Origin of the sequence: Ochrobactrum sp. RH2CCR150, assembly GCA_014138095.1 — a bacterium.
In the GTDB taxonomy this organism is placed as follows: Bacteria; Pseudomonadota; Alphaproteobacteria; order Rhizobiales; family Rhizobiaceae; genus Brucella; species Brucella gambitense.
Genome location: JACGXE010000003.1, coordinates 486,733 through 506,815 on the forward strand (window position 1 = coordinate 486,733; position 20,083 = coordinate 506,815).

Here is a 20,083-nt window from a genome sequence, read left to right on the forward strand (position 1 = left end):
TTTGCGCAGGATAATGCGTAAAAACGAATGGATAGAGCGGTTCCACGATTCCGTTTTAACCGAAACCGCTCTAGGGCAAGCACAACGAAAAAGGCCGATGGTTTTACCATCGGCCTTTTTCAGATGCCAAGACTGGAGGAATTGGCGATCTTCTAACCAGATCACGTCTATGAGACGGCGATAAGATGCTGATATTTAAGTTATTCAGTGCGAGATATTTAGAAGATTAGCGTAACGGCGATGTGTTCTTCTGGCGCTTTATCTCAAGCCGATAAGGCGAGACTTCAGGCCAAAAAGATGCGGATTATCGCGAACGCATATTCCGGATGCTGTTGAGGTCGAATGCCACCTGACGCACGCGCTGGCGTTTGGCTTCGTTCTCCTCAAGGAGCAGTATGATTGCCGATGCGGCCATTGCGACCATCATGGATAATGCCAGAAGAAAGATCATCATCGTCATATCCTTTCAGCATACATACGCTTCAGAAACGAAAAGGTTGCACCAAACTTGCGCCTATTCTGGTAAATCGGTTGTGAACTTGCTGTGAAAACCGCGTTCACAACGCGTTCAATTGGTTTCTTGGTTTCTATTTTCTTATCGCTGTGGTTCTTGTTGAAAATCCTGTCAGAAAAGGCTAGCTGGAAGAAATGACAATCGCGATATATGCGGGCTCCTTCGACCCGGTGACAAACGGCCATATGGATGTCCTGAAAGGCGCTCTGCGCCTTGCCGATGAGGTTATTGTCGCCATTGGCGTGCATCCCGGCAAGAAACCGCTGTTCAGTTTTGACGAGCGCGTAGAGCTGATCGGCCAGAGCGCGAAAGCTGTTCTTGCCAGCGATGCGGCCCGCATTTCCGTTATCTCCTTTGATGGACTGGTGATCGACTCAGCGCGCAAGCATAAGGCGCAGCTGATGGTGCGCGGCCTGCGCGACGGCACCGATCTTGATTATGAAATGCAGATGGCGGGGATGAACGGCACCATGGCGCCGGAATTGCAGACCGTTTTCCTGCCAGCCGATCCCGCCGTGCGCACGATTACCGCCACATTGGTTCGCCAGATTGCGTCGATGGGAGGCGATATCAAGCCTTTCGTACCGGCTGTTGTTGCCGCTGCCCTTGAAGCAAAATTCAAATCCTGAGGTTTGGGAGTTTTTCGATCATGAAATTTATTCGTTCGGCGCTCGCCGCTGCCGCGATCCTGACACTGTCTCAAGGCGTGATGGCCTCCGTCGCCAATGCGGCGGACACGCTCGTTCTGCAGCTCAAGGACGGCGATGTCGCGATCCAGCTGCGTCCCGACCTCGCGCCGAAGCATGTGGCCCAGATCGAAAAGCTGGTCAGCGACGGCGCCTATGACGGCGTTGCCTTCCACCGCGTCATTCCGGGATTCATGGCCCAGACTGGCGATGTCCAGTACGGCAATATGGACAAGGGCTTCAACGCTCAGAGCGTTGGCACCGGCGGCTCCAAATATCCGGACATCAAGGCTGAGTTCTCGAAGGAACCTTTCGTGCGCGGCACGGTTGGTATGGCGCGCAGCCAGAGCCCGAATTCCGCTAACTCGCAGTTCTTCATCATGTTCGATGACGGCGCATTCCTGAACGGCCAGTACACTGTGGTCGGCAAGGTTGTCAGCGGCATGGAAGCCGTGGACAAGATAAAGAAGGGCAGCGAATCCGATAACGGATCCGTGGAAAACCCGGACAAGATCGTCAAGGCGACCATTCAGAAATAACTATCCAATACAACGCGTCTTATTGAACGCATTGAAACAGGAGAGGCCAAATGGCTTACAAAGACCCCGAAAACACGCTCGTTCTCGAAACCACCAAGGGCAATGTCGTGCTCGAACTCTATCCGGACCTGGCACCGAGCCACGTTGAGCGCATCAAGGAACTGGCACGCGAAGGCGCTTATGACGGCGTTGTGTTCCATCGCGTGATCGACGGCTTCATGGCGCAGACCGGCGACGTGAAGTTCGGCAAGTCGGGCGGCGCAGATTTCAATGGCTCGCGCGCTGGCATGGGCGGTTCCGACAAGCCGGACCTGAAGGCTGAGTTCTCCAACACCCAGCACAAGCGCGGCACGGCTTCGATGGCACGCAGCCAGAACCCGAATTCGGCCAACTCGCAGTTCTTCATCTGCTTCACCGACGCTCCTTGGCTCGACCGCCAGTACACCGTCTGGGGTCAGGTCATCGAAGGCATGGACAATGTCGACACGATCAAACGCGGCGAGCCGGTCACCGATCCGGACAAGATCGTAACTGCGCGTATCGCAGCCGACATCTGATCGATTATTTCCAATGAAAATTGCGGCTCCGGTTCATGCCGGGGCCGCAGCTATGTACGAGGCCCATCATGCGTGTTGATCTTTTTGATTTCGATCTGCCGGAAGAGCGTATCGCTTTGCGCCCAGCAGAGCCCCGTGACCATGCGAAGCTTTTGCGCGTTGTTCCGGGACAGCCTTTCGAGGATCGCCACGTCTATGATCTGCCCGATCTTCTGCAGCCGGGTGATGCGCTTGTATTCAATGATACCAAGGTGATACCGGCGCAACTTGAAGGTATGCGCGAGCGCGATGGCAATATCAGCCAAGTCAGCGCAACCTTGCATATGCGTATGGGGCCTGATCGCTGGGCGGCGTTTCTGCGTCCGGCCAAGCGCGTCAAGGAAGGCGACCGTATCCGCTTCGGCCATTCCGGTTCAAGCTGCTTCCTCGGAACACTCGACGCAACCGTTGCCGAGAAAGGCGACGCAGGCGAGGCGCTTTTGGTGTTCGACCTGTCCAGCGCGATGCTCGACGAGGCCATCGCCGCAGTCGGACATATTCCGCTTCCACCCTATATCGCTTCGAAGCGCGCGGAAGACGACCGCGACCGCAGCGACTATCAAACTGTTTATGCCCGTGAGGAAGGCGCTGTCGCAGCTCCGACCGCCGGGCTTCATTTCACGCCCGACCTTCTGGAAAAGATCAAGGCCAAGGGTATTGAAGAGCATTTCGTGACATTGCATGTCGGGGCGGGGACTTTCCTGCCCGTCAAGGCCGATGACACAAACGATCACAAGATGCATTCCGAGATCGGTTATGTTTCGCAAAAGACCGCCGATGCGCTGAATGCGGTGCATGCGCGCGGCGGCCGCGTTGTCTGTGTCGGCACGACGTCGCTGCGGCTCATTGAAAGTGCAGCCGGTGAAGATGGCATCATCCGTCCGTGGTCCGGTCCGACCGACATTTTCATCACGCCGGGCTATAAATTCCGCGCTGTCGACATGCTGATGACCAATTTCCATCTGCCGCGTTCGACGCTGTTCATGTTGGTTTCCGCGTTCAGTGGCCTAGACACGATGCGCGCCGCCTATGAACGGGCCATTGAAACCGGCTATCGCTTCTATTCCTATGGCGACGGCAGCTTGCTTGAACGCGCTTGACATATTAGACAACGGCCATGACCAGCGAAAATTTTGAATTCAAAGTCCTCGCCCGCGACGGCGCGGCCCGTCAGGGTGAAATTTCCATGCCGCGCGGCGTGGTGCGCACGCCTGCCTTCATGCCTGTCGGCACAGCCGGAACCGTCAAAGCCATGTATATGGATCAGGTGAAGGAGCTCGGCGCGGATATCATCCTCGGCAATACCTATCATCTCATGCTGCGCCCCGGTGCGGAGCGCGTTGCCCGCCTCGGCGGATTGCACGAATTTGGCGGCTGGAAAGGCCCGATCCTGACCGATTCCGGCGGCTTTCAGGTCATGTCTCTGGCGCAGCTGCGCAAGCTGGACGAGAAGGGCGTAACCTTCCGCTCGCATATTGACGGCAAAGCCTATGAGATGACGCCGGAGCGTTCCATCGAAATTCAGGGCTTGCTGGATAGCGATATCCAGATGCAGCTCGATGAATGCGTAGCGCTGCCTTCGCCGGAAAAGAACACCGAACGCGCAATGGAGCTTTCACTCCGCTGGGCCGAACGCTGCAAGGTGGCCTTTGGCGACCAGCCCGGCAAAGCCATGTTCGGCATTGTGCAGGGCGGCGATAATGCCCGCCTGCGCGAACGTTCCGCAGAAGCGCTGAAAGCCATGGACCTCAAGGGCTATTCGGTCGGTGGTCTTGCTGTCGGTGAACCGCAGGACGTCATGCTGGATATGCTGCAAGTGGTTTGCCCGATCCTGCCAGCTGAAAAGCCGCGCTATCTGATGGGCGTCGGCACGCCAGACGATATTCTGAAATCAGTTGCGCGCGGCATCGACATGTTCGATTGCGTAATGCCGACCCGCGCAGGGCGTCATGGTCTGGCCTTCACACGTTTTGGCAAGGTCAATCTGCGCAATGCACGCCATGCCGACGATCACCGTCCGCTCGATCCGGAATCCGATTGCCCGGCTTCGCGCGACTACAGCCGCGCCTATCTGCATCATCTGGTGAAATCCGGGGAGGCACTGGGCGCAATGCTGCTGACCTGGAACAATCTGGCCTATTACCAGTATCTGATGAAGGGCATCCGCGCAGCGATTGCTGATGGTCGCTTCAACGATTTTGCCGCTGAAACCACCGCAGGGTGGGAGCGGGGAGACATCCCGGCTCTGTGATTCGCAAACTGCTAAAATAAAGGGGCGCTGAGCGCCCTTTTTTCTTAAATACTGTCAGTTTTCTGTCAGCATGTTTTCCAAACGGCAGAGAACGGCACGCTGTTCTTCATCCGTTACAATCTCGCATTCCATCAATTTAGAACACTCAAGTCCGGCCACGGCCAGATAGACGATCAGCGCCGTATCAGGGTCGGTCGTATCCTTGATCATGCGGTCGAGAAACGTCCGGTGATACTGGCGAACGGGCACCATGAAACCCGGATCTTCGGCAAGTGCGGCAAGAACACCGCATGCTGGCGGTTCATCATCGGCCTGAACGCGATAAACATCGAGAAAAGCCCGCGCAACGCGGTTTTTATCGCCGGACTGAAGCGTTTCCTGAACCTCCATCGCCCGTTCGTGTTCTTTCATATATTCTTCGACAACGCCTTCGAGCAGCTTTGCCTTGGTCGGAAAAGAATAAAGCAATCCACCCTTCGACAGCCCGGCACGGGCCGCAACGGCGTCGAGTGAAATGTGCGCTGGCCCCACTTCCCGGGCAAGTTCCACGGCCGCGCGTAAAATACGCTCGCGCGAAGAGACCTTCTTTTTAGCTAACAACTTCGACGGGTCTCCTGACAGTTCATGAGTTGACAATACCGTCCAGACGGTACAGTTATTCGCTCCGCTAATTCAAGTAAAATACGCGCGACCTTTGTGTGATTGCGAAAGGGTGCGCTCAACGTCCCCCCTCGACGCTTTTTAACAGCGTTCAGGGCACCACCCGGAGTACAACCGCAATGATAAAGCGCCTAATTCTGGCAATCGTGTTCCTGGTGATCGTCGTCGGGGGGCTTGTTGGCTTCAATCTGTTCAGATCGAAGGCCATCAAGGACTTTTTCGCTACCATGCAGCAGCCAGCGCAGACGGTTTCCACCACCACGGTCGAGCCGGGCACATGGCAGCCGGGTGTTGAAGCCATCGGCACGGCCCACGCGCTGAACGGCGTTGACCTGACGGTTCAGCTCGACGGCATCGTGCAGAAGATCAACTTCACCTCCAATCAGGACGTGAAGGAAGGCGACGTACTGCTTCAGCTGGAAGACAGCATCCAGAAGGCTGACCTTGTTGCCGCCGAAGCGCAGGCTGTTCTTGCCCAGCAGAACCTGAAGCGCGCCGACACGCTGCGCACACGCGGCGTGGGTGCTGTTTCCAACGTCGATACCACGGCATCGGTTGCTAATGCTGCGGAAGCGGCAGTTGAGAAGATGCGTGCAACGCTGGCACAGAAGACCGTGAAAGCGCCGTTCTCCGGCGTTATCGGTATCGCCAAGGTCGATATCGGTCAGTATCTGACGCCCGGCACGGTGATCGCCACCTTGCAGGACACCAACATGATGCGCATCGACTTCACGGTGCCGGAACAGTCGCTGACCTCGATCAAGCTCGGCCAGACCGTCAAGGTCGGCTCAACCGCTGACAAACTCGATTTCACCGGCACGATTGTTGGTATTGATCCGAAGATCGACCCGACCACGCGCCTTGTTTCGGTGCGCGCCGAGGTCAAGAACCCGGATCACAAGCTGACACCTGGCCAGTTCGTGCAGGTTCGCGTTGAACTGCCGGAAGAAAGCAATGTGTTTGCCATTGCACAGACGTCCATCGTGTCGAGCCTTTACGGCGACTATGTCTATGCCGTTCGTCCCGAAAAGAAGGCAGAAGACGGCAAGGCCAATGCAGAAGCAGCAAAGCCTGCCGAAGAAGCCAAGACGCCTGCTGCCGATGCAAAGCCCGCAGACGGCGAAAAGCTGGTCGCACAGCAAGTCTTCGTCAAGCTTGGCCGTCGCTATAACGGCGTGGTGGAAATCACCAGCGGTCTCAATGCTGGCGACGTCATCATCACCGCTGGACAGAACAGGCTTTCGCCCGGCGTTCCGGTGAACATCGACAATGCGGTTAACCCGGCCAATCCGGCTGACAAGAAATAGGCGAACCGATGAGTTTTTCAGACATTTTCATCCGGCGACCCGTTCTTGCAACGGTGGTCGCTCTCATGATCATTCTCCTCGGCCTTCAGGGTATCGCGCAGCTTTCCGTGCGCGAATATCCGAAGGTTGACGAAACGGTCATCACCATCACCACCAACTATGCTGGTGCAAGCGCTGAACTCATTCAGGGCTTCATCACCGCACCTATCGCTGAATCGGTCGCAACGACCGAAAATATCGACTATGTGACGTCGTCCAGCCGCCCATCGTCGAGCACGGTGACAGTGCAGATGAAGCTCGGCGCTAATCCGGATGCTGCGCTGACGGAAGTCATCGCCAAGGTCAATCAGGTTCGCGGCGATCTGCCGGACGAATCCGATGATCCGATTATCGTCAAGGGAACGGGCCAAAGCTTCGCAACCATGTATCTGGCTGCGCAGAACCCGAACATGACGAGCGAGCAGATCACCGAATATCTGGAACGCGTCATCCAGCCGCGCATGTCCACCATTCAGGGCGTCGCCAAGGCTGAAATCCTCGGCGGTCAGGTCTATTCGATGCGCGTCTGGCTCGATCCGATCCAGCTGGCGGCGCGTCAGATAACGGCACCGGAAGTGCTGGCCGCAATCAATGCGTCCAACTTCCTGTCCGCACCGGGCACGACGAAGAACGAATATGTTGCGTCTTCGATCACGCTGAAATCGACGCTGCAAACGCCTGAAGCCTTTGGCGCAATGCCGATCAAGACTTCGGGTGACGAAATCGTGCGTCTGCGCGATGTGGCGAAGGTGGAACTGGCGGCCAAGAGCACCGACACCATCGTGTCGTTCAATGGCTCGGCTGGTACATTCCTCGGCGTCTACCCGACACCAGCAGCAAACCCGATCGACATGGCGGCTGCCGTCAACAAGGAACTGCCATCGATCCAGAACTCGCTGCCGGAAGGCATGTCGCTCGTTCTCGTCTATGACGCGACCGAACAGATCAGCTCGTCGATCAAGGAAGTCTTCACGACCATCGGCGAAGCTGTGGCCATCGTTATTCTGGTCATCATCGTCTTCCTTGGTTCGTTCCGTTCGGTTTTGATCCCGATTGTAACCATTCCGATTTCGCTGATCGGCGTGTGCTTCTTCCTGTTCGCACTCGGTTTCTCGATCAATCTTCTCTCGCTGCTCGCCATGGTTCTGGCTATCGGCCTCGTGGTCGATGACGCGATCGTCGTTCTGGAGAATATTCACCGCCATATCGAAGAGGGTCTGCGTCCAATGGATGCCGCCTTCAAGGGTATGAAGGAAATCACCGGCTCGATCATCGCCATGACGATCACGCTGGCTGCCGTGTTCGCTCCGCTCGGTTTCACCGGCGGCCTGACCGGCGCACTGTTCCGCGAATTCGCCTTCACGCTGGCGGGTGCCGTTATCATTTCCGGTGTAGCGGCTTTGACCATCTCGCCGATGATGTGCTCGCGTATGCTTAAGCACGGCGAGGCAACGCGGTTCCAGAAGTTCATCGACCGCACCTTCTCGCGCGTGGAAAAGTGGTATCACCGTCGCGTCACGAACTCGCTGAACTATCGCGGTATCACGCTGATGATCGTCATAGCGCTGATGGGCCTGACGGGCTTCCTGTTCATGAACACGTCGAGCGAACTGGCTCCTGAAGAAGATTCGGGCGCGCTGTTCTCGATGTTCCAGGCTCCGCAATATGCGACTTCGGCCTATACCAACCTTTATGCCGAACAGATCGATGAACTGACGAAAGATCTGCCAGAACAGAAGACCCGATTCCAGATCGTCGGCATGGATGGCGGCACGACCTCGGGTATCGCACTCTGGGTGCTGAGCGACTGGAACGACCGTACCCGTTCGCAGAAGCAGATTCAGGAAGACCTGACAAATCGTCTGAACAAGGTGGCTGGTGTGCAGGCCTTCGTCTTCGCTCCGCCTTCGCTTCCAGGCACCGGCGGCGGCCTGCCGATCTCGATTGCCTTGCAGTCGACCGGCCCGGCGGACACGGTTTTCGCACTGGCCGAAGAGATCAAGAACGAAGCGCAGGCTTCGGGACAGTTCATCATCGTGCAGAACTCGCTTTCCTTCAACGCACCGGAAACGACGATCACCATCGACCGCGACCGTGCAGCAACGCTTGGCGTGCAGGTCAGCGATATCGGTGCAACGCTTGGTCTTCTGACTGGCGGCGCGTCGGTTGCCAAGTTTGACCGCGATTCGAACAGCTATGACATCATCACTCAGGTGCCGGATGCCTATCGCTCGAATCCCGAGAAGCTCGGTGAGTTCTATGTTCGCAGCGTTTCGGGCTCGATGATCCCGCTGTCGTCGGTCATCACGATCACACAGAACGCATCGCCTGCCGCAATCGAGCAGTTCAACCAGCTCAATTCGGCAACGATCTCCGCGCTGCCTCTGCCGGGCGTGACCACGGGCCAAGGCCTGCAAACGCTTGTCGATCTGACCAAGGCCAAGATGCCGGAAGGCTTCTTCCTTGATTATTCCGGCCAGTCGCGTCTGGAAGTAGAGCAGGGCAACACGATCCTGATCGCCTTCGGTCTTGCCGTTGTCGTCATCTATCTGGTTCTCGCTGCGCAGTTCGAAAGCTTCCGCGATCCGTTCATCATCATGATGTCGGTGCCGCTTTCGATCTTCGGCGCTATCGTGCCGCTCAATATCGGTCTCGGCACGCTGAACATCTACACGCAGGTTGGTCTCATCACCCTTGTCGGGTTGATTACCAAGCACGGCATTCTGATGGTGGAATTCGCCAATCAGCAGCGCCGTCTGCACGGACTTTCGCGTCGCGATGCTATCATCGCCGCCGCTGAAACCCGTCTGCGTCCGATCCTGATGACCACTGCGGCCATGGCGCTTGGCGTTGTTCCGCTGATCATCGCAACAGGTGCCGGTGCCGCCGCCCGTTATTCAATGGGTCTGGTGATTTTCACCGGTATTGTGATCGGCACGATGTTCACGCTGTTCGTGGTGCCGATGTTCTACACCTTCATCGCAAAGAAGGACGTGGAAGGCGAGTATGTGGTTAAGCCGGAAGAGGGGCATGATTCAGCCCCGGCACAGCCGCACTAATATTGTCTGATCACTCTTAGTTGCTTTGAATTAAGTATAGGGCGCCCTATTTCTAGGGTGCCCTATTTCTTTGCGGTCGTTGTAACCGCAGTACTCAATCCCATATGAGCCAGTATGATACCTTTATCCGTACTCGATCTTTCGCCCGTTCCCGATAACAGCGATGCCGGTCAGTCTCTGCGCAACACGCTTGAGCTTGCACAGCATGCGGAGAAACTTGGCTTTCATCGCTATTGGCTGGCTGAACATCACAATATGCCAGGCATCGCCAGCGCGGCCACGTCTGTCGTGATCGGCTATGTCGCCAATGGCACTTCGACAATCCGCGTCGGCGCAGGCGGCATCATGCTGCCGAACCATTCGCCGCTAGTGATTGCTGAACAGTTTGGCACGCTGGCCTCGCTCTTTCCAGGCCGTATCGACCTCGGGCTTGGCCGCGCACCGGGAACCGACCAGATCACGGCCCATGCGCTGCGCCGCAATCTCGATGGCGATGCCAGCGCATTCCCGCAGGACGTGGTTGAACTGCTCAACTATTTCAAACCAGCCGAACCCGCCCAGCGCGTTCGCGCCGTTCCGGGCGAGGGGCTTGAGGTTCCGGTCTGGATTCTCGGCTCAAGCCTGTTCGGCGCGCAACTGGCTGCCATGCTGGGTCTGCCTTACGCCTTCGCATCGCATTTTGCGCCAGCGGAAATGGAACGCGCCATCGCGCTTTATCGCGAGCGTTTCGAGCCGTCGGAATATATGCAGAAGCCTTATGTGATGCTTGGCCTCAATGTCATCGCCGCGGATACAGACGAAGAGGCGCATTATCTCTTCACTTCGCAATTGCAGGCTTTCGTGAACCTGCGGAGCGGTCGTCCGGGCAAGCTTCCGGCACCGGTAGAAGGTTACATGGAACAGCTCGACCCGCCAGCGCAAGCGCTTGTCCGTCAGATGCTGTCATGCCGCGTCGTCGGTGGGCCAGAAACGGTGGCAAAGGGCATTCAGGCTTTTGCTGAAAGCACCGGCGCTGATGAACTGATGATCACTGGCATGATTCATGATCACAAGAAGCGCCTGCGCTCCTATGAGATTGTCAGCAACTCGATTGCGTGAGGATCGAATTCGCGATTGACTTCACCCAGAAGCCAATCGCGAAACGCATTCACCGCAGGCGTGTTGGTGCGCGCCTTCGGTGTGACGAAATAATAGCTGCTCGGGCTTTTGACCGTGTGCGGATAGGCCACCACGAGTTGCCCGCTATCAATTTCCGACCGGGTCAGAAAAAGCGGCATGAGGGCGACACCCAAGCCCGCAATACAAGCTTGGGAAACATTGGAAAACTGTTCAAACCGCATGCCGCCCGGCGCTGGCACGGTAATGTCGAGGCTACGGAACCAGTGATCCCACGCGCCCGGTCGCGAAGCCATATTGAACAGTGGCAGCCGCAGAAGATCGGAGGGCGCTGACACCGGGTTCTCCCTCAGAAAAGCCGGGCTGCACACCGGCGCAACCGTCTCATCCATCAGAAACACGCAATCCGCATTGGGCCAGTCAGGCTGACCGATGTGAATGGCCGCGTCCAGACCTTCGCGGTCGAAATCAAATTGACCAATGCGGGTTGCGAAATTCAGAATAATATCCGGATATTGGGCCACAAAACGCGGAATGCGCGGAATGAGCCAGCGTGTGCCGAATGTCGGCAGAAAAGCGAGGTTTAGTGTCTTGCCGCGCATCTGTGACATCACCTGAAGCGAAGCAGCACGAATGGCCGAAAGGGCAGGCGCAACGGCATTGAAATAAGCGCGCCCCGCATCCGACAGCACGACATGGCGGCTCGTGCGATCGAAAAGCGCTGTTCCAAGCTGTTCTTCAAGTGCTGCAATCTGGCGGCTGACAGCCCCTTGCGTCAGCGCCAGTTCTTCGGCCGCCGCTGAAAAGCTTGCAAGCCGCGCAACAGCGTCGAATGCTGCAAGCGCACTGGTCGATGGGAGGAGCCGTCGCGAGAGTGTTGTCATCGATCTATTACTAAATGGAATAGATCGATGAGTAAACATCGTTTGCAGCATAACGCCCTGCGGTTCATAGTCCGGTCAATTCTGAAATGAGGAGAATTCATAATGTCGCGTACGGTCTTTAACTGGGAAGATCCCTTTCTGCTCGACGAACAGCTGACTGAAGACGAGCGCATGATCCGCGACTCCGCAAAGGCGTTTGCGAGCGATGTTCTGCTGCCGCGTGTGGAAAAGGCCTATCTCGACGAAACCACTGATCCGGAACTGTTCCGCCTGATGGGCCAATCGGGTCTGCTTGGTGTTACGCTGCCGGAAGAATACGGCGCGGCCAATGCCGGTTATGTTGCCTATGGTCTCGTGGCCCGCGAAGTCGAGCGCGTTGATTCCGGCTATCGTTCGATGATGAGCGTGCAGTCCTCGCTCGTCATGTACCCGATTTATGCCTATGGCTCTGACGAGCAGCGCAAGAAGTATCTGCCGGGTCTCGTCTCGGGCGAGCTGATCGGCTGCTTCGGCCTGACCGAGCCGGATGCCGGGTCCGACCCTGCAGGCATGAAGACCCGCGCCGAGAAGATTGACGGCGGCTATCGCCTGACCGGCTCCAAGATGTGGATCTCGAATTCGCCAATCGCCGACGTTTTCGTGGTGTGGGCCAAGTCCGCAGCCCATGACAATGCCATCCGCGGTTTCGTGCTTGAAAAGGGCATGAAAGGCCTTTCCGCTCCGAAGATCGGCGGCAAGCTGTCGCTGCGCGCATCAATCACCGGCGAAATCGTCATGGACGGCGTGGAAGTGTCGGAAGACGCCCTGCTGCCAAACGTATCGGGCCTCAAGGGTCCGTTCGGTTGCCTCAACCGTGCCCGCTACGGCATTTCCTGGGGTGTGCTGGGTGCCGCCGAAGATTGCTGGTTCCGTGCGCGTCAATACGGCCTCGACCGCAAGCAGTTCGACAAGCCGCTGGCTGGCACGCAGCTTTACCAGAAGAAGCTTGCCGACATGCAGACCGAAATCACGCTCGGCCTTCAGGCATCGCTGCGCGTCGGCCGCCTGTTCGACGAAGGCAAGATGGCTCCGGAAATGATCTCCATCGTCAAGCGCAACAATTGCGGCAAGGCGCTCGATATTGCCCGCCAGGCGCGCGACATGCACGGCGGCAACGGTATCCAGATCGAGTACCACGTGATGCGTCACGCGCAGAACCTCGAAACTGTGAATACCTATGAAGGCACCCATGACGTTCATGCGCTGATCCTCGGACGCGCGCAGACCGGCATTCAGGCTTTCTTCTGAAAATAGCCGCCAGCAATGTCCTCCCAAGGCCCGCTCGCTTTCTGCGGGCGGGCTTTTCCGCTTTTGTAAGGTATCCGAAATGCAGAACACACCGCTTGATGGTCTCAAAGTGGTCGAGCTGGCCCGCATTCTGGCCGGTCCGTGGGTCGGTCAGACGCTCTCCGATCTGGGCGCGGACGTTATCAAGGTCGAAAGCCCGGAAGGCGACGATACACGCAAATGGGGCCCTCCGTTCATTGAAGTCGAAGGCGAGAAGTCGGCTGCCTATTTCCATGCTTGCAATCGTGGCAAACGCTCGATTACGGCTGATTTCCGAACGGAAGAGGGGCAGGAGCTGGTGCGTCGCCTCGCGGCCGATGCAGATATTGTCATCGAGAATTTCAAGCTCGGCGGCCTCGATAAATACGGCCTCGACTATGAAAGCCTCAAGGCGGTCAATCCGCGCCTGATCTACTGCTCCATCACCGGATTCGGACAGGACGGTCCCTATGCCGAGCGGGCAGGCTATGATTTCATGATCCAGGGCATGGGCGGCATCATGGATCTGACCGGCGAGCCGGATCGAGAGCCGCAGAAGATCGGTGTGGCCTTTGCAGACATCTTTACGGGCCTTTACAGCGTAATTGCCATCCAGTCGGCGCTCATCATGCGCCAGCGCACCGGCAAGGGACAGCACATCGATATGGCGCTGTTCGACTGCATGTCGGCGGTCCTCGCCAATCAGGCCATGAACTATCTGGCCTCCGGCGTATCGCCGAAGCGCATGGGCAATGCGCATCCCAATATCGCGCCATACCAGACGCTGCCAGTCTCTGACGGCTATTTCATCATCGCCTGCGGCAATGACGGCCAGTTCGGCCGTCTGGTCGGCCTGCTGGACCTTGCAGAGCTTGCGGGCGATGAACGCTTTGCAACCAACGCTGCCCGCGTCGCGAACCGAACGGCGCTAACAGAGCTTCTGGAAGAGCGCACCCGCCAGTGGACCCGTGACGACCTTCTGGCGAGACTGGAGAAGATTGGCGTTCCGGCAGGACCGATCAATTCGGTTGCCGACGTCTTCGCTGATCCGCAATTCATTGCACGCGGGATGAAGATCGACCCGCAAGGCGTGCCGGGATTGCGCACGCCAATCCGCTTTTCTGATGCGGAGCTTAAAATCGACCATCGCTCGCCCAATCTGGGAGAGCACAGCGAAATGGTTCGATCGGAACTGGACAAGGCATGAATCAAAAACCCCGCTTAGGCGGGGTTTTTCTTTGCAGATATGCTGTTGGTTCAGTCTTCCACGGCAACCATGACGTCCGACGCCTTGACGACGGCATAGGCCGTGCCACCCACAGCAAGACGCAGCTCGTCAACAGCCTCATTGGTGATGGAAGAGGTGACGATCACGCCATTGCCGATATCGATACGCACATGCGCCGTCGTGGCGCCCTTGGTGACGTCTACGATCTTGCCCTTAAGCCTGTTACGCGCACTGATCTTCATGCAATCCTCCATGAGTTTGTTCAGGTCTGGAAACTAGCACAGACATCTATGTCAGAGAGGGAGAATATCGAGGGCCGAAGCTGAAACTGTTTATAGCAGGGCTTGGAAAAACAAAAACGCCCCAGAGGGCGTTTGCTTAAAATCTAACGATTTCAAATCTCTAAAGAGAGAATGGTGCGGTCGAGAAGACTCGAACTTCCACGGGTTGCCCCACAGCGACCTCAACGCTGCGCGTCTACCAATTCCGCCACGACCGCCCGTGGTAGAAGCCGAATTGCTCCGGCGAGTGGGCATTTAGCAAATCACCTTGGGGTGCACAAGCCCCATCTGCATCATCAGCCAATCTTTTTCGAAAAGAATGTGAAAAACCGTAGCGCATTCATTCCCTCAAACACTGGAAACCCTTATTTTGCAGGCTTTTTCAAAGACTTCCTGCAAATACTGCTTTTTCAAAAAATCTTCACAAGGCCCGCCATTCAGAGAATGAAAACGCCTAACCAACGCAGAAAGCCCATGGAATCGCGAATGCCGATTCCAGAAGATTCGCAAAATAGCGGAAAAATTACCCTGCTATGCCCTGAAGACGTCGGATATCCTCCAGACGCTTGATCGTTTCGACGTAACCGGCATCGATTGCCTCAGCGGCGCGGTGAAAATCCGCAAGCCCGATCTGGCCGACAACTGGCATCAGGGATAAGTCCGGCGGATCACCCGCCATACGAGCGCGCGAAATTCGGTCCTGAATGATGTTGAAGGCATCCATCATCACACCGGTGATTCCCAGACGTGCTTCCTTCTCGCCATGAACAGCGCCGGGAAGGCTTTCCTGACGCATCTGGGCGTGTTTGATGACCGCAGCGCGGCCATACTGATCATAATGGAGATTGACCGCCAGAACGAGCCGCTGCTCATAAGCGCGGCACACGGATACTGGCACAGGATTAACGAGCGCACCATCGACCAGCACGCGCTCATCCCACCGCACAGGCTCAAATACGCCGGGCAGGGCATAGGAAGCCCGCATGGCGTCAACCAGCGGCCCGGACGACAGCCATATCTCATGGCCGGTACGTAATTCCGTACAGACCGCCACGAAGGGTCGGGTGAGTTCCTCTATACGCAGGCCGTCGAGATGTTCGCGCAGGCGCCCATCGAGCTTCATGCCGCCAAAAAGGCCGCTGCCCCGAAATGTGATGTCGAGGAGATTGAACATGCGACGGCGGGTCAGACTACGGGCGAATTCTTCCAGTTCGTCGAGTTTGCCCGCCAGGTAACAACCACCGACGAGTGCGCCAATGGATGTACCGGCGATCATTTCGATCTTGATGTCAGCCTCGTCAAGCGCGCGCAATACGCCAATATGCGACCAGCCGCGCGCGGCGCCGCCGCCAAGCGCCAGCGCGATCTTGCGCGGTTCACGCTTGATCTCGGGCTTCTCAATGACTTCCTGAGCAGGCGCTTCGACGTCTATGCTGACAGTCCTGCGCCGTACCCCCCAGTTAAGCATCACCTTGGACACCTCATCGTTTCGATCAGATTAGCGAAACATGGTATCCAAAGAATAAATGCTGCAAATTGATGACGCGAGGCTTATTCGCATCATCACATCGTTTTGAAAGCGATCAATGATCGTGATCGCAGCCGCCGCCATTTTCGATTTTCAGTGTGGTTTCGCCATCTTCACTGACAACCTGACGGTAGAAGCACGAGCGGCGTCCGGTGTGGCAGGTTGGGCCGTCACCAGCGACGCGAACCTTCAGCCACAGAGCGTCCTGATCGCAATCGGTGCGCAGTTCGATCACGCTTTGCAGATTGCCGGAGGTTTCACCCTTCTTCCAGAGCGTGTTGCGCGAGCGCGACCAATAATGCGCGATCCCTGTATCCAGCGTCAGGCGAAGCGCTTCCGCATTCATATGAGCAACCATCAAAAGCACGCCATCACGTTCGTCGGTGACAACTGCCGTGATGAGGCCGGAAGCATCGAAGCGCGGCATGAATACCGCTCCTTCTTCAATCGTCTTTTTATTGGATGGCTGAGCAGGGAAGGTCGTCATTGTCTCACCTGAAATGGATAAAAGGCACGCGCCATAAGCAACGTGCCTTGAAATAGCTGAAAAACATGGGGTGTGCATACCCGAAAAGCCGAAGCCTTTCGGGATTATGCATTATTTGCTGCGCGACAGGGTCATGAAACGCACCTGTTCATCCACCTTGACCTTCATCTCTCCGGTGAAGGTGGTGGTGATGGTGGTCGAACCCTGCTTGCGGATGCCGCGCATGGCCATACACATATGCTCAGCCTCGATCATCACGGCAACGCCACGCGGCTTCAGAATATTCTGAATGCTGTCAGCGATCTGCGCCGTGATGCTTTCCTGCGTCTGCAGGCGATGCGCGAAAATATCGACTACGCGGGCGATTTTCGACAGGCCCACAACCTTGTGGTCAGGAAGATAGGCGACATGCGCCTTGCCGATGATCGGAACCATATGGTGTTCGCAATGCGAGAAGAAGGAAATGTCCTTCACCAGCACCATGTCGTTATAACCGGCAACTTCCTCGAACACGGTGCCAAGCACTTCTTCAGGGCTCTCCGCGTAACCGGAAAAAAGCTCCTTATAGGCTTTGGCGACACGCTTTGGCGTATCCAGAAGGCCTTCGCGTTCCGGATCATCGCCAGCCCACAGCAGAAGCGTGCGAACTGCAGCTTCGGCGTCGGCCTGCGTCGGCTTACCGTGCAACGGGGTAACATTTGCCTGCTTCTTTGAAGGCAGACCGGATTCGTCATCTTCTTTGAGGATGCGCGCGTCCATCAGTATTCTCCAGTAGTCTCCTTCATGGAGGAGACGAGTTAAACGGACAATACAACGATACGCTTTGCGAGCGGGCGATGTATTGATCCGGTGGCGTAAGCTCACCGGACAGGTTTCATGCCTTCACCATGGCACTGTGCTAAAACATGATACCTAAAAACACAAAGGCTTTTCGTATGTTATCATGTCCTAAACCAGACTCTTAGAACGTTGAATAATAGTTTCAAGTCCAACGTTCCGACGCCATTAAAAGCGCAGGCATTACTTGCCTAATATATAGGGAGTAAATTGCAACTTCAAACTGATATCAGAAAACATTTTTTTGTTTTTTCTCTGACTGGTATCAAGGCTTTGAAATTCGTATCATTTTGGCGCAATGAAAGCGACAGAGGCAGGATTCGAAAAACAACCGTATCTTGCGGAACCTGACGCGTTTAGAATTTGAAGTTCCTGGCTGCTGGCACCATGTTAAGGACATGGAGCTTCAGACCCAGCGCGCCAGGCAGAAGGCTTACGCATATGATCGACGACATCTACAACAAACGCATCCTGGAATTTGCGGGCAATATGGAGCGTATCGGTCGGCTCGCCGAGCCGGATGCCGTCGCCACCATGCATTCCAAGCTGTGCGGCTCGACGGTCACCGTCTATCTCAAGATGACGGACGGTGTGGTGACCGATTTTGCACATGAGGTGAAAGCCTGTGCCTTGGGGCAGGCATCTTCCTCGGTCATGGCGCGCAACGTCATCGGCGCGACGGCAGAGGAACTGAAGGCCGTCCGCGATGCGATATATGCCATGCTCAAGGAAAACGGTCCCTCACCGGAAGGACGATTCGAAGACCTGAAATATTTCGAGCCGGTGCGCGAATACAGGGCCCGCCATGCATCAACGCTTTTGACGTTTGACGCGGTTGTCGATTGCATTCGCCAGATCGAAGACAAAGCCAAGGCTGCCTGACCCAATGTGCGCCTGTGGCAAAGACCACACGACTGAAACGCCGCCTCAAACAAAGCGATACAGCCGTAATTTCACCGATCAGTGGCGCAAAACGCCGGGGAGGGTGTTTGGCACGGCGTTGGTCCGATTCTATCAGCTGACACTATCGTCGCTGATTGGAAATTCCTGCCGCCATATGCCGACCTGTTCCGAATACGCCTATGAGGCGATCGCCCGCCATGGCCTATGGAGCGGCGGCTGGATGGGGCTGTTCCGAGTCATGCGCTGCGGCCCGTTCGGCACCCATGGTTTCGACCCCGTGCCGCGCGAATTGCCGGGCGAGCTGAAATGGTATTTGCCCTGGCGTTATTGGCGCTGCTCGGCCCCTCATCACTAGAGCGGTTCCAGTTAAAGCAGAATCGTGGAACCGCTCTATCTAATTGTTTTTTCGCATTATCCCGCGCAAAACTGCTACGCACTTTTGCTGGAAATGCTCCAAATACCCGCATTTTTTGCACGATGCTTAGAATTCATTAACGATATCAATGTTTCTTAGGGAATAAGAATTGAGGCATCGTTATGGTCTTTTTCAGGCCGCAATTTGCCTGCACATCCAGCTAGCAATTCCATATCCGCGAGCCATCATGCTGACATCGTCGTCCCGTATCGCACGTTTCGTTGCTTCTGTAGCGTTTGGAGCTACCGTTTTTTGCGGTTCCGCAGCAATGGCGAAGCCCTCATGGGTCGTGTTCGACGCGGACAGCAACCGGATTCTCGGTCAGGACGATGCCAATTTCCAGCGCGCGCCGGCATCGCTCGCCAAGATGATGACGCTCTACATCACCTTCGAAGCACTGAAGACCGGTCGTCTCCATTGGGATGACCAGATGCCCATTTCGAAGAATGCGGCTGCCAAGGTTCGCATGAAGCTCTGGCTCAAGCCGGACCAGACCATTTCCGTGCGCGACACCGTCAATGCAATGATCATCATTTCGGCCAATGATGCGGCGACCGTCATGGGCGAATATATCGGCGGATCTGAAGCGGGATTCGGTCGTCTGATGACGCAGCGTGCGCGCCAGATCGGCATGAAGAGCACCTTCTTCGTCAATCCTTCGGGACTGACGGCCAATATGACCCAGCTCACCACCGCGCGTGACATGGCGGTGCTTGGCATGGCGCTGCGCCGCGACTTTCCAGACCAGTATGCGCTGTTTTCCCAACGCTCCTTCACCTATCGGGGCCGGGTTTATAACGGGCACAACAATCTGATGTACCGCTATGGTGGCGTCGATGGCATCAAGACCGGTTATACGAACGTCTCCGGCTACAATCTCGTTTCGTCCGCCATTATCGGCGGCAAGCATCTTGTTGGTGTGGTTCTTGGCGCCGGTTCGGCAGGCGAGCGCGACGGCCAGATGGCCAAGCTTTTGACCCGTTATGGCAATGCCAGCGGTGAGGGGACGGCAGTGGCAATGGCAAAGCCTGCCGCGATTGCATCGTCTCCGAAAGAAACCCCGAAGAAAGATTCGGTTGCAGATCTTATCGATGATTCCCAGATTGAGCAGGGCGATGGCGGCTATCTCGTGGCGTCGGCTGGTGCGGCTTGGCGAATCCAACTTGCCGCTACACCGACCCGCGCTGGAGCTGCCGAACTTCAGGAAAAACTGCGCCCCGCAGTGGAAAAGGTTGCCCATGGCCTGAAGGGCGAGATTTCGCCGGACGGCAAGCGCCGCAAGGTCTATCGCGTCTGGTTCGGCGGCTTCAAGGATTCCGCTTCCGCTGAAAAGGCCTGCGCCAAACTGAAGAAGCAGCGTATCGATTGCTTGCCGATCAAGGGCTGACATCCCATTTACGGATTGCTTTAAACATCCCGACAAATAGCCCTGTCGGGATGTCGTGCTT

Annotated in this window: 20 protein-coding genes and 1 tRNA gene; 13 read left to right on the forward strand and 8 right to left on the reverse strand. The window is 56.4% G+C overall.

Translation table 11 applies throughout. The annotated features are described in order from the left end of the window. Window positions 1-304: 304 nt before the first annotated feature. Entirely contained in the window at window positions 305-454 is a 150-nt protein-coding gene (locus FHW03_RS09825; RefSeq protein WP_171058747.1) for a hypothetical protein, read from the reverse strand. Window positions 455-648: 194 nt separating this feature from the next. On the opposite strand from FHW03_RS09825, the gene coaD reads away from it, so the two are divergent. The 5 genes from coaD to tgt all read left to right on the forward strand — a co-directional run bounded on the left by coaD (window position 649) and on the right by tgt (window position 4,586). Then, a complete protein-coding gene (gene coaD / locus FHW03_RS09830) occupies window positions 649-1,143 on the forward strand; it encodes a pantetheine-phosphate adenylyltransferase (RefSeq protein ID WP_182520436.1) in 495 nt (164 codons plus the stop codon). 20 nt (window positions 1,144-1,163) lie between these two features. Beyond that, window positions 1,164-1,739, forward strand: coding sequence for a peptidylprolyl isomerase (locus FHW03_RS09835; protein WP_182520437.1), 576 nt, complete (start codon window positions 1,164-1,166; stop codon window positions 1,737-1,739). A gap of 50 nt (window positions 1,740-1,789) precedes the next feature. Continuing rightward, window positions 1,790-2,296: a peptidylprolyl isomerase gene (locus FHW03_RS09840; RefSeq protein ID WP_182520438.1), complete on the forward strand. Its 507-nt coding sequence runs from the start codon at window positions 1,790-1,792 to the stop codon at window positions 2,294-2,296. 68 nt (window positions 2,297-2,364) lie between these two features. After that, entirely contained in the window at window positions 2,365-3,435 is a 1,071-nt protein-coding gene (queA, locus tag FHW03_RS09845) for a tRNA preQ1(34) S-adenosylmethionine ribosyltransferase-isomerase QueA (protein WP_182520439.1), read from the forward strand. 17 nt (window positions 3,436-3,452) lie between these two features. Further along, window positions 3,453-4,586, forward strand: a complete 1,134-nt coding sequence (tgt, locus tag FHW03_RS09850; protein WP_182520440.1) for a tRNA guanosine(34) transglycosylase Tgt — start codon at window positions 3,453-3,455, stop codon at window positions 4,584-4,586. Between the two features lie 54 nt (window positions 4,587-4,640). Here the strand turns inward: tgt and FHW03_RS09855 are convergent, their stop codons facing one another. Next, window positions 4,641-5,186: a TetR/AcrR family transcriptional regulator gene (locus FHW03_RS09855; RefSeq protein WP_182520441.1), complete on the reverse strand. Its 546-nt coding sequence runs from the start codon at window positions 5,184-5,186 to the stop codon at window positions 4,641-4,643. A 179-nt stretch (window positions 5,187-5,365) separates the two neighbouring features. Here FHW03_RS09855 and FHW03_RS09860 point away from each other — a divergent pair, with 179 nt between their 5' ends. The 3 genes from FHW03_RS09860 to FHW03_RS09870 all read left to right on the forward strand — a co-directional run bounded on the left by FHW03_RS09860 (window position 5,366) and on the right by FHW03_RS09870 (window position 10,749). Continuing rightward, window positions 5,366-6,553: an efflux RND transporter periplasmic adaptor subunit gene (locus tag FHW03_RS09860; RefSeq protein ID WP_182520442.1), complete on the forward strand. Its 1,188-nt coding sequence runs from the start codon at window positions 5,366-5,368 to the stop codon at window positions 6,551-6,553. An 8-nt stretch (window positions 6,554-6,561) separates the two neighbouring features. Next, window positions 6,562-9,651: an efflux RND transporter permease subunit gene (locus FHW03_RS09865; protein WP_182520443.1), complete on the forward strand. Its 3,090-nt coding sequence runs from the start codon at window positions 6,562-6,564 to the stop codon at window positions 9,649-9,651. A gap of 114 nt (window positions 9,652-9,765) precedes the next feature. Next, window positions 9,766-10,749: an LLM class flavin-dependent oxidoreductase gene (locus FHW03_RS09870; protein WP_121536190.1), complete on the forward strand. Its 984-nt coding sequence runs from the start codon at window positions 9,766-9,768 to the stop codon at window positions 10,747-10,749. On the opposite strand, the gene FHW03_RS09875 is transcribed toward FHW03_RS09870, so the two are convergent. Next, a complete protein-coding gene (locus FHW03_RS09875; RefSeq protein ID WP_182520444.1) occupies window positions 10,719-11,651 on the reverse strand; it encodes a LysR family transcriptional regulator in 933 nt (310 codons plus the stop codon). The two genes, FHW03_RS09870 and FHW03_RS09875, sit on opposite strands and share 31 nt — an antisense overlap. Before the next feature lie 102 nt (window positions 11,652-11,753). Between FHW03_RS09875 and FHW03_RS09880 the strand changes: the two genes are divergently transcribed. After that, the gene (locus FHW03_RS09880) at window positions 11,754-12,938 is read left to right on the forward strand and encodes an acyl-CoA dehydrogenase (RefSeq protein WP_182520445.1); all 1,185 of its coding nucleotides are present in this window, start codon (window positions 11,754-11,756) and stop codon (window positions 12,936-12,938) included. A gap of 79 nt (window positions 12,939-13,017) precedes the next feature. After that, the gene (locus tag FHW03_RS09885) at window positions 13,018-14,163 is read left to right on the forward strand and encodes a CaiB/BaiF CoA-transferase family protein (protein ID WP_182520446.1); all 1,146 of its coding nucleotides are present in this window, start codon (window positions 13,018-13,020) and stop codon (window positions 14,161-14,163) included. Window positions 14,164-14,213: 50 nt separating this feature from the next. On the opposite strand, the gene FHW03_RS09890 is transcribed toward FHW03_RS09885, so the two are convergent. The 5 genes from FHW03_RS09890 to folE form a co-directional block, all read right to left on the reverse strand. Beyond that, window positions 14,214-14,426 (reverse strand): molybdopterin-binding protein, encoded by a 213-nt coding sequence (locus tag FHW03_RS09890; protein WP_078338625.1) that lies wholly within the window; start codon window positions 14,424-14,426, stop codon window positions 14,214-14,216. A 172-nt stretch (window positions 14,427-14,598) separates the two neighbouring features. After that, window positions 14,599-14,683, reverse strand: a tRNA-Leu gene (locus FHW03_RS09895). A gap of 305 nt (window positions 14,684-14,988) precedes the next feature. Next, the gene (locus FHW03_RS09900) at window positions 14,989-15,936 is read right to left on the reverse strand and encodes a patatin-like phospholipase family protein (RefSeq protein WP_377514519.1); all 948 of its coding nucleotides are present in this window, start codon (window positions 15,934-15,936) and stop codon (window positions 14,989-14,991) included. A gap of 112 nt (window positions 15,937-16,048) precedes the next feature. Next, a complete protein-coding gene (hisI, locus tag FHW03_RS09905; RefSeq protein WP_182520448.1) occupies window positions 16,049-16,480 on the reverse strand; it encodes a phosphoribosyl-AMP cyclohydrolase in 432 nt (143 codons plus the stop codon). 111 nt (window positions 16,481-16,591) lie between these two features. Beyond that, window positions 16,592-17,239 carry a GTP cyclohydrolase I FolE gene (folE, locus tag FHW03_RS09910; protein ID WP_182520449.1) on the reverse strand — a complete coding sequence of 216 codons (648 nt, stop codon included), beginning with the start codon at window positions 17,237-17,239 and terminating at the stop codon, window positions 16,592-16,594. A gap of 519 nt (window positions 17,240-17,758) precedes the next feature. Between folE and FHW03_RS09915 the strand changes: the two genes are divergently transcribed. The 3 genes from FHW03_RS09915 (at window position 17,759) to FHW03_RS09930 (ending at window position 20,022) form a co-directional block, all read left to right on the forward strand. Then, window positions 17,759-18,199 carry an iron-sulfur cluster assembly scaffold protein gene (locus FHW03_RS09915; protein WP_182520450.1) on the forward strand — a complete coding sequence of 147 codons (441 nt, stop codon included), beginning with the start codon at window positions 17,759-17,761 and terminating at the stop codon, window positions 18,197-18,199. Window positions 18,200-18,203: 4 nt separating this feature from the next. Continuing rightward, window positions 18,204-18,575: a membrane protein insertion efficiency factor YidD gene (yidD, locus tag FHW03_RS09920; RefSeq protein ID WP_182520451.1), complete on the forward strand. Its 372-nt coding sequence runs from the start codon at window positions 18,204-18,206 to the stop codon at window positions 18,573-18,575. A 247-nt stretch (window positions 18,576-18,822) separates the two neighbouring features. Continuing rightward, entirely contained in the window at window positions 18,823-20,022 is a 1,200-nt protein-coding gene (locus FHW03_RS09930; protein ID WP_182520452.1) for a D-alanyl-D-alanine carboxypeptidase, read from the forward strand. Window positions 20,023-20,083 lie beyond the last annotated feature (61 nt).

Excerpts from the sequence above, each read along its gene's own strand:
- FHW03_RS09825 (WP_171058747.1), bottom strand. The coding sequence starts at position 454 with ATGATGATCTTTCTTCTGGCATTATCCATGATGGTCGCAATGGCCGCA.
- coaD (WP_182520436.1), top strand. The coding sequence starts at position 649 with ATGACAATCGCGATATATGCGGGCTCCTTCGACCCGGTGACAAACGGC.
- FHW03_RS09835 (WP_182520437.1), top strand. The coding sequence starts at position 1,164 with ATGAAATTTATTCGTTCGGCGCTCGCCGCTGCCGCGATCCTGACACTG.
- FHW03_RS09840 (WP_182520438.1), top strand. The coding sequence starts at position 1,790 with ATGGCTTACAAAGACCCCGAAAACACGCTCGTTCTCGAAACCACCAAG.
- queA (WP_182520439.1), top strand. The coding sequence starts at position 2,365 with ATGCGTGTTGATCTTTTTGATTTCGATCTGCCGGAAGAGCGTATCGCT.
- tgt (WP_182520440.1), top strand. The coding sequence starts at position 3,453 with ATGACCAGCGAAAATTTTGAATTCAAAGTCCTCGCCCGCGACGGCGCG.
- FHW03_RS09860 (WP_182520442.1), top strand. The coding sequence starts at position 5,366 with ATGATAAAGCGCCTAATTCTGGCAATCGTGTTCCTGGTGATCGTCGTC.
- FHW03_RS09865 (WP_182520443.1), top strand. The coding sequence starts at position 6,562 with ATGAGTTTTTCAGACATTTTCATCCGGCGACCCGTTCTTGCAACGGTG.
- FHW03_RS09870 (WP_121536190.1), top strand. The coding sequence starts at position 9,766 with ATGATACCTTTATCCGTACTCGATCTTTCGCCCGTTCCCGATAACAGC.
- FHW03_RS09875 (WP_182520444.1), bottom strand. The coding sequence starts at position 11,651 with ATGACAACACTCTCGCGACGGCTCCTCCCATCGACCAGTGCGCTTGCA.
- FHW03_RS09880 (WP_182520445.1), top strand. The coding sequence starts at position 11,754 with ATGTCGCGTACGGTCTTTAACTGGGAAGATCCCTTTCTGCTCGACGAA.
- FHW03_RS09885 (WP_182520446.1), top strand. The coding sequence starts at position 13,018 with ATGCAGAACACACCGCTTGATGGTCTCAAAGTGGTCGAGCTGGCCCGC.
- FHW03_RS09890 (WP_078338625.1), bottom strand. The coding sequence starts at position 14,426 with ATGAAGATCAGTGCGCGTAACAGGCTTAAGGGCAAGATCGTAGACGTC.
- hisI (WP_182520448.1), bottom strand. The coding sequence starts at position 16,480 with ATGACGACCTTCCCTGCTCAGCCATCCAATAAAAAGACGATTGAAGAA.
- folE (WP_182520449.1), bottom strand. The coding sequence starts at position 17,239 with ATGGACGCGCGCATCCTCAAAGAAGATGACGAATCCGGTCTGCCTTCA.
- FHW03_RS09915 (WP_182520450.1), top strand. The coding sequence starts at position 17,759 with ATGATCGACGACATCTACAACAAACGCATCCTGGAATTTGCGGGCAAT.
- yidD (WP_182520451.1), top strand. The coding sequence starts at position 18,204 with ATGTGCGCCTGTGGCAAAGACCACACGACTGAAACGCCGCCTCAAACA.
- FHW03_RS09930 (WP_182520452.1), top strand. The coding sequence starts at position 18,823 with ATGCTGACATCGTCGTCCCGTATCGCACGTTTCGTTGCTTCTGTAGCG.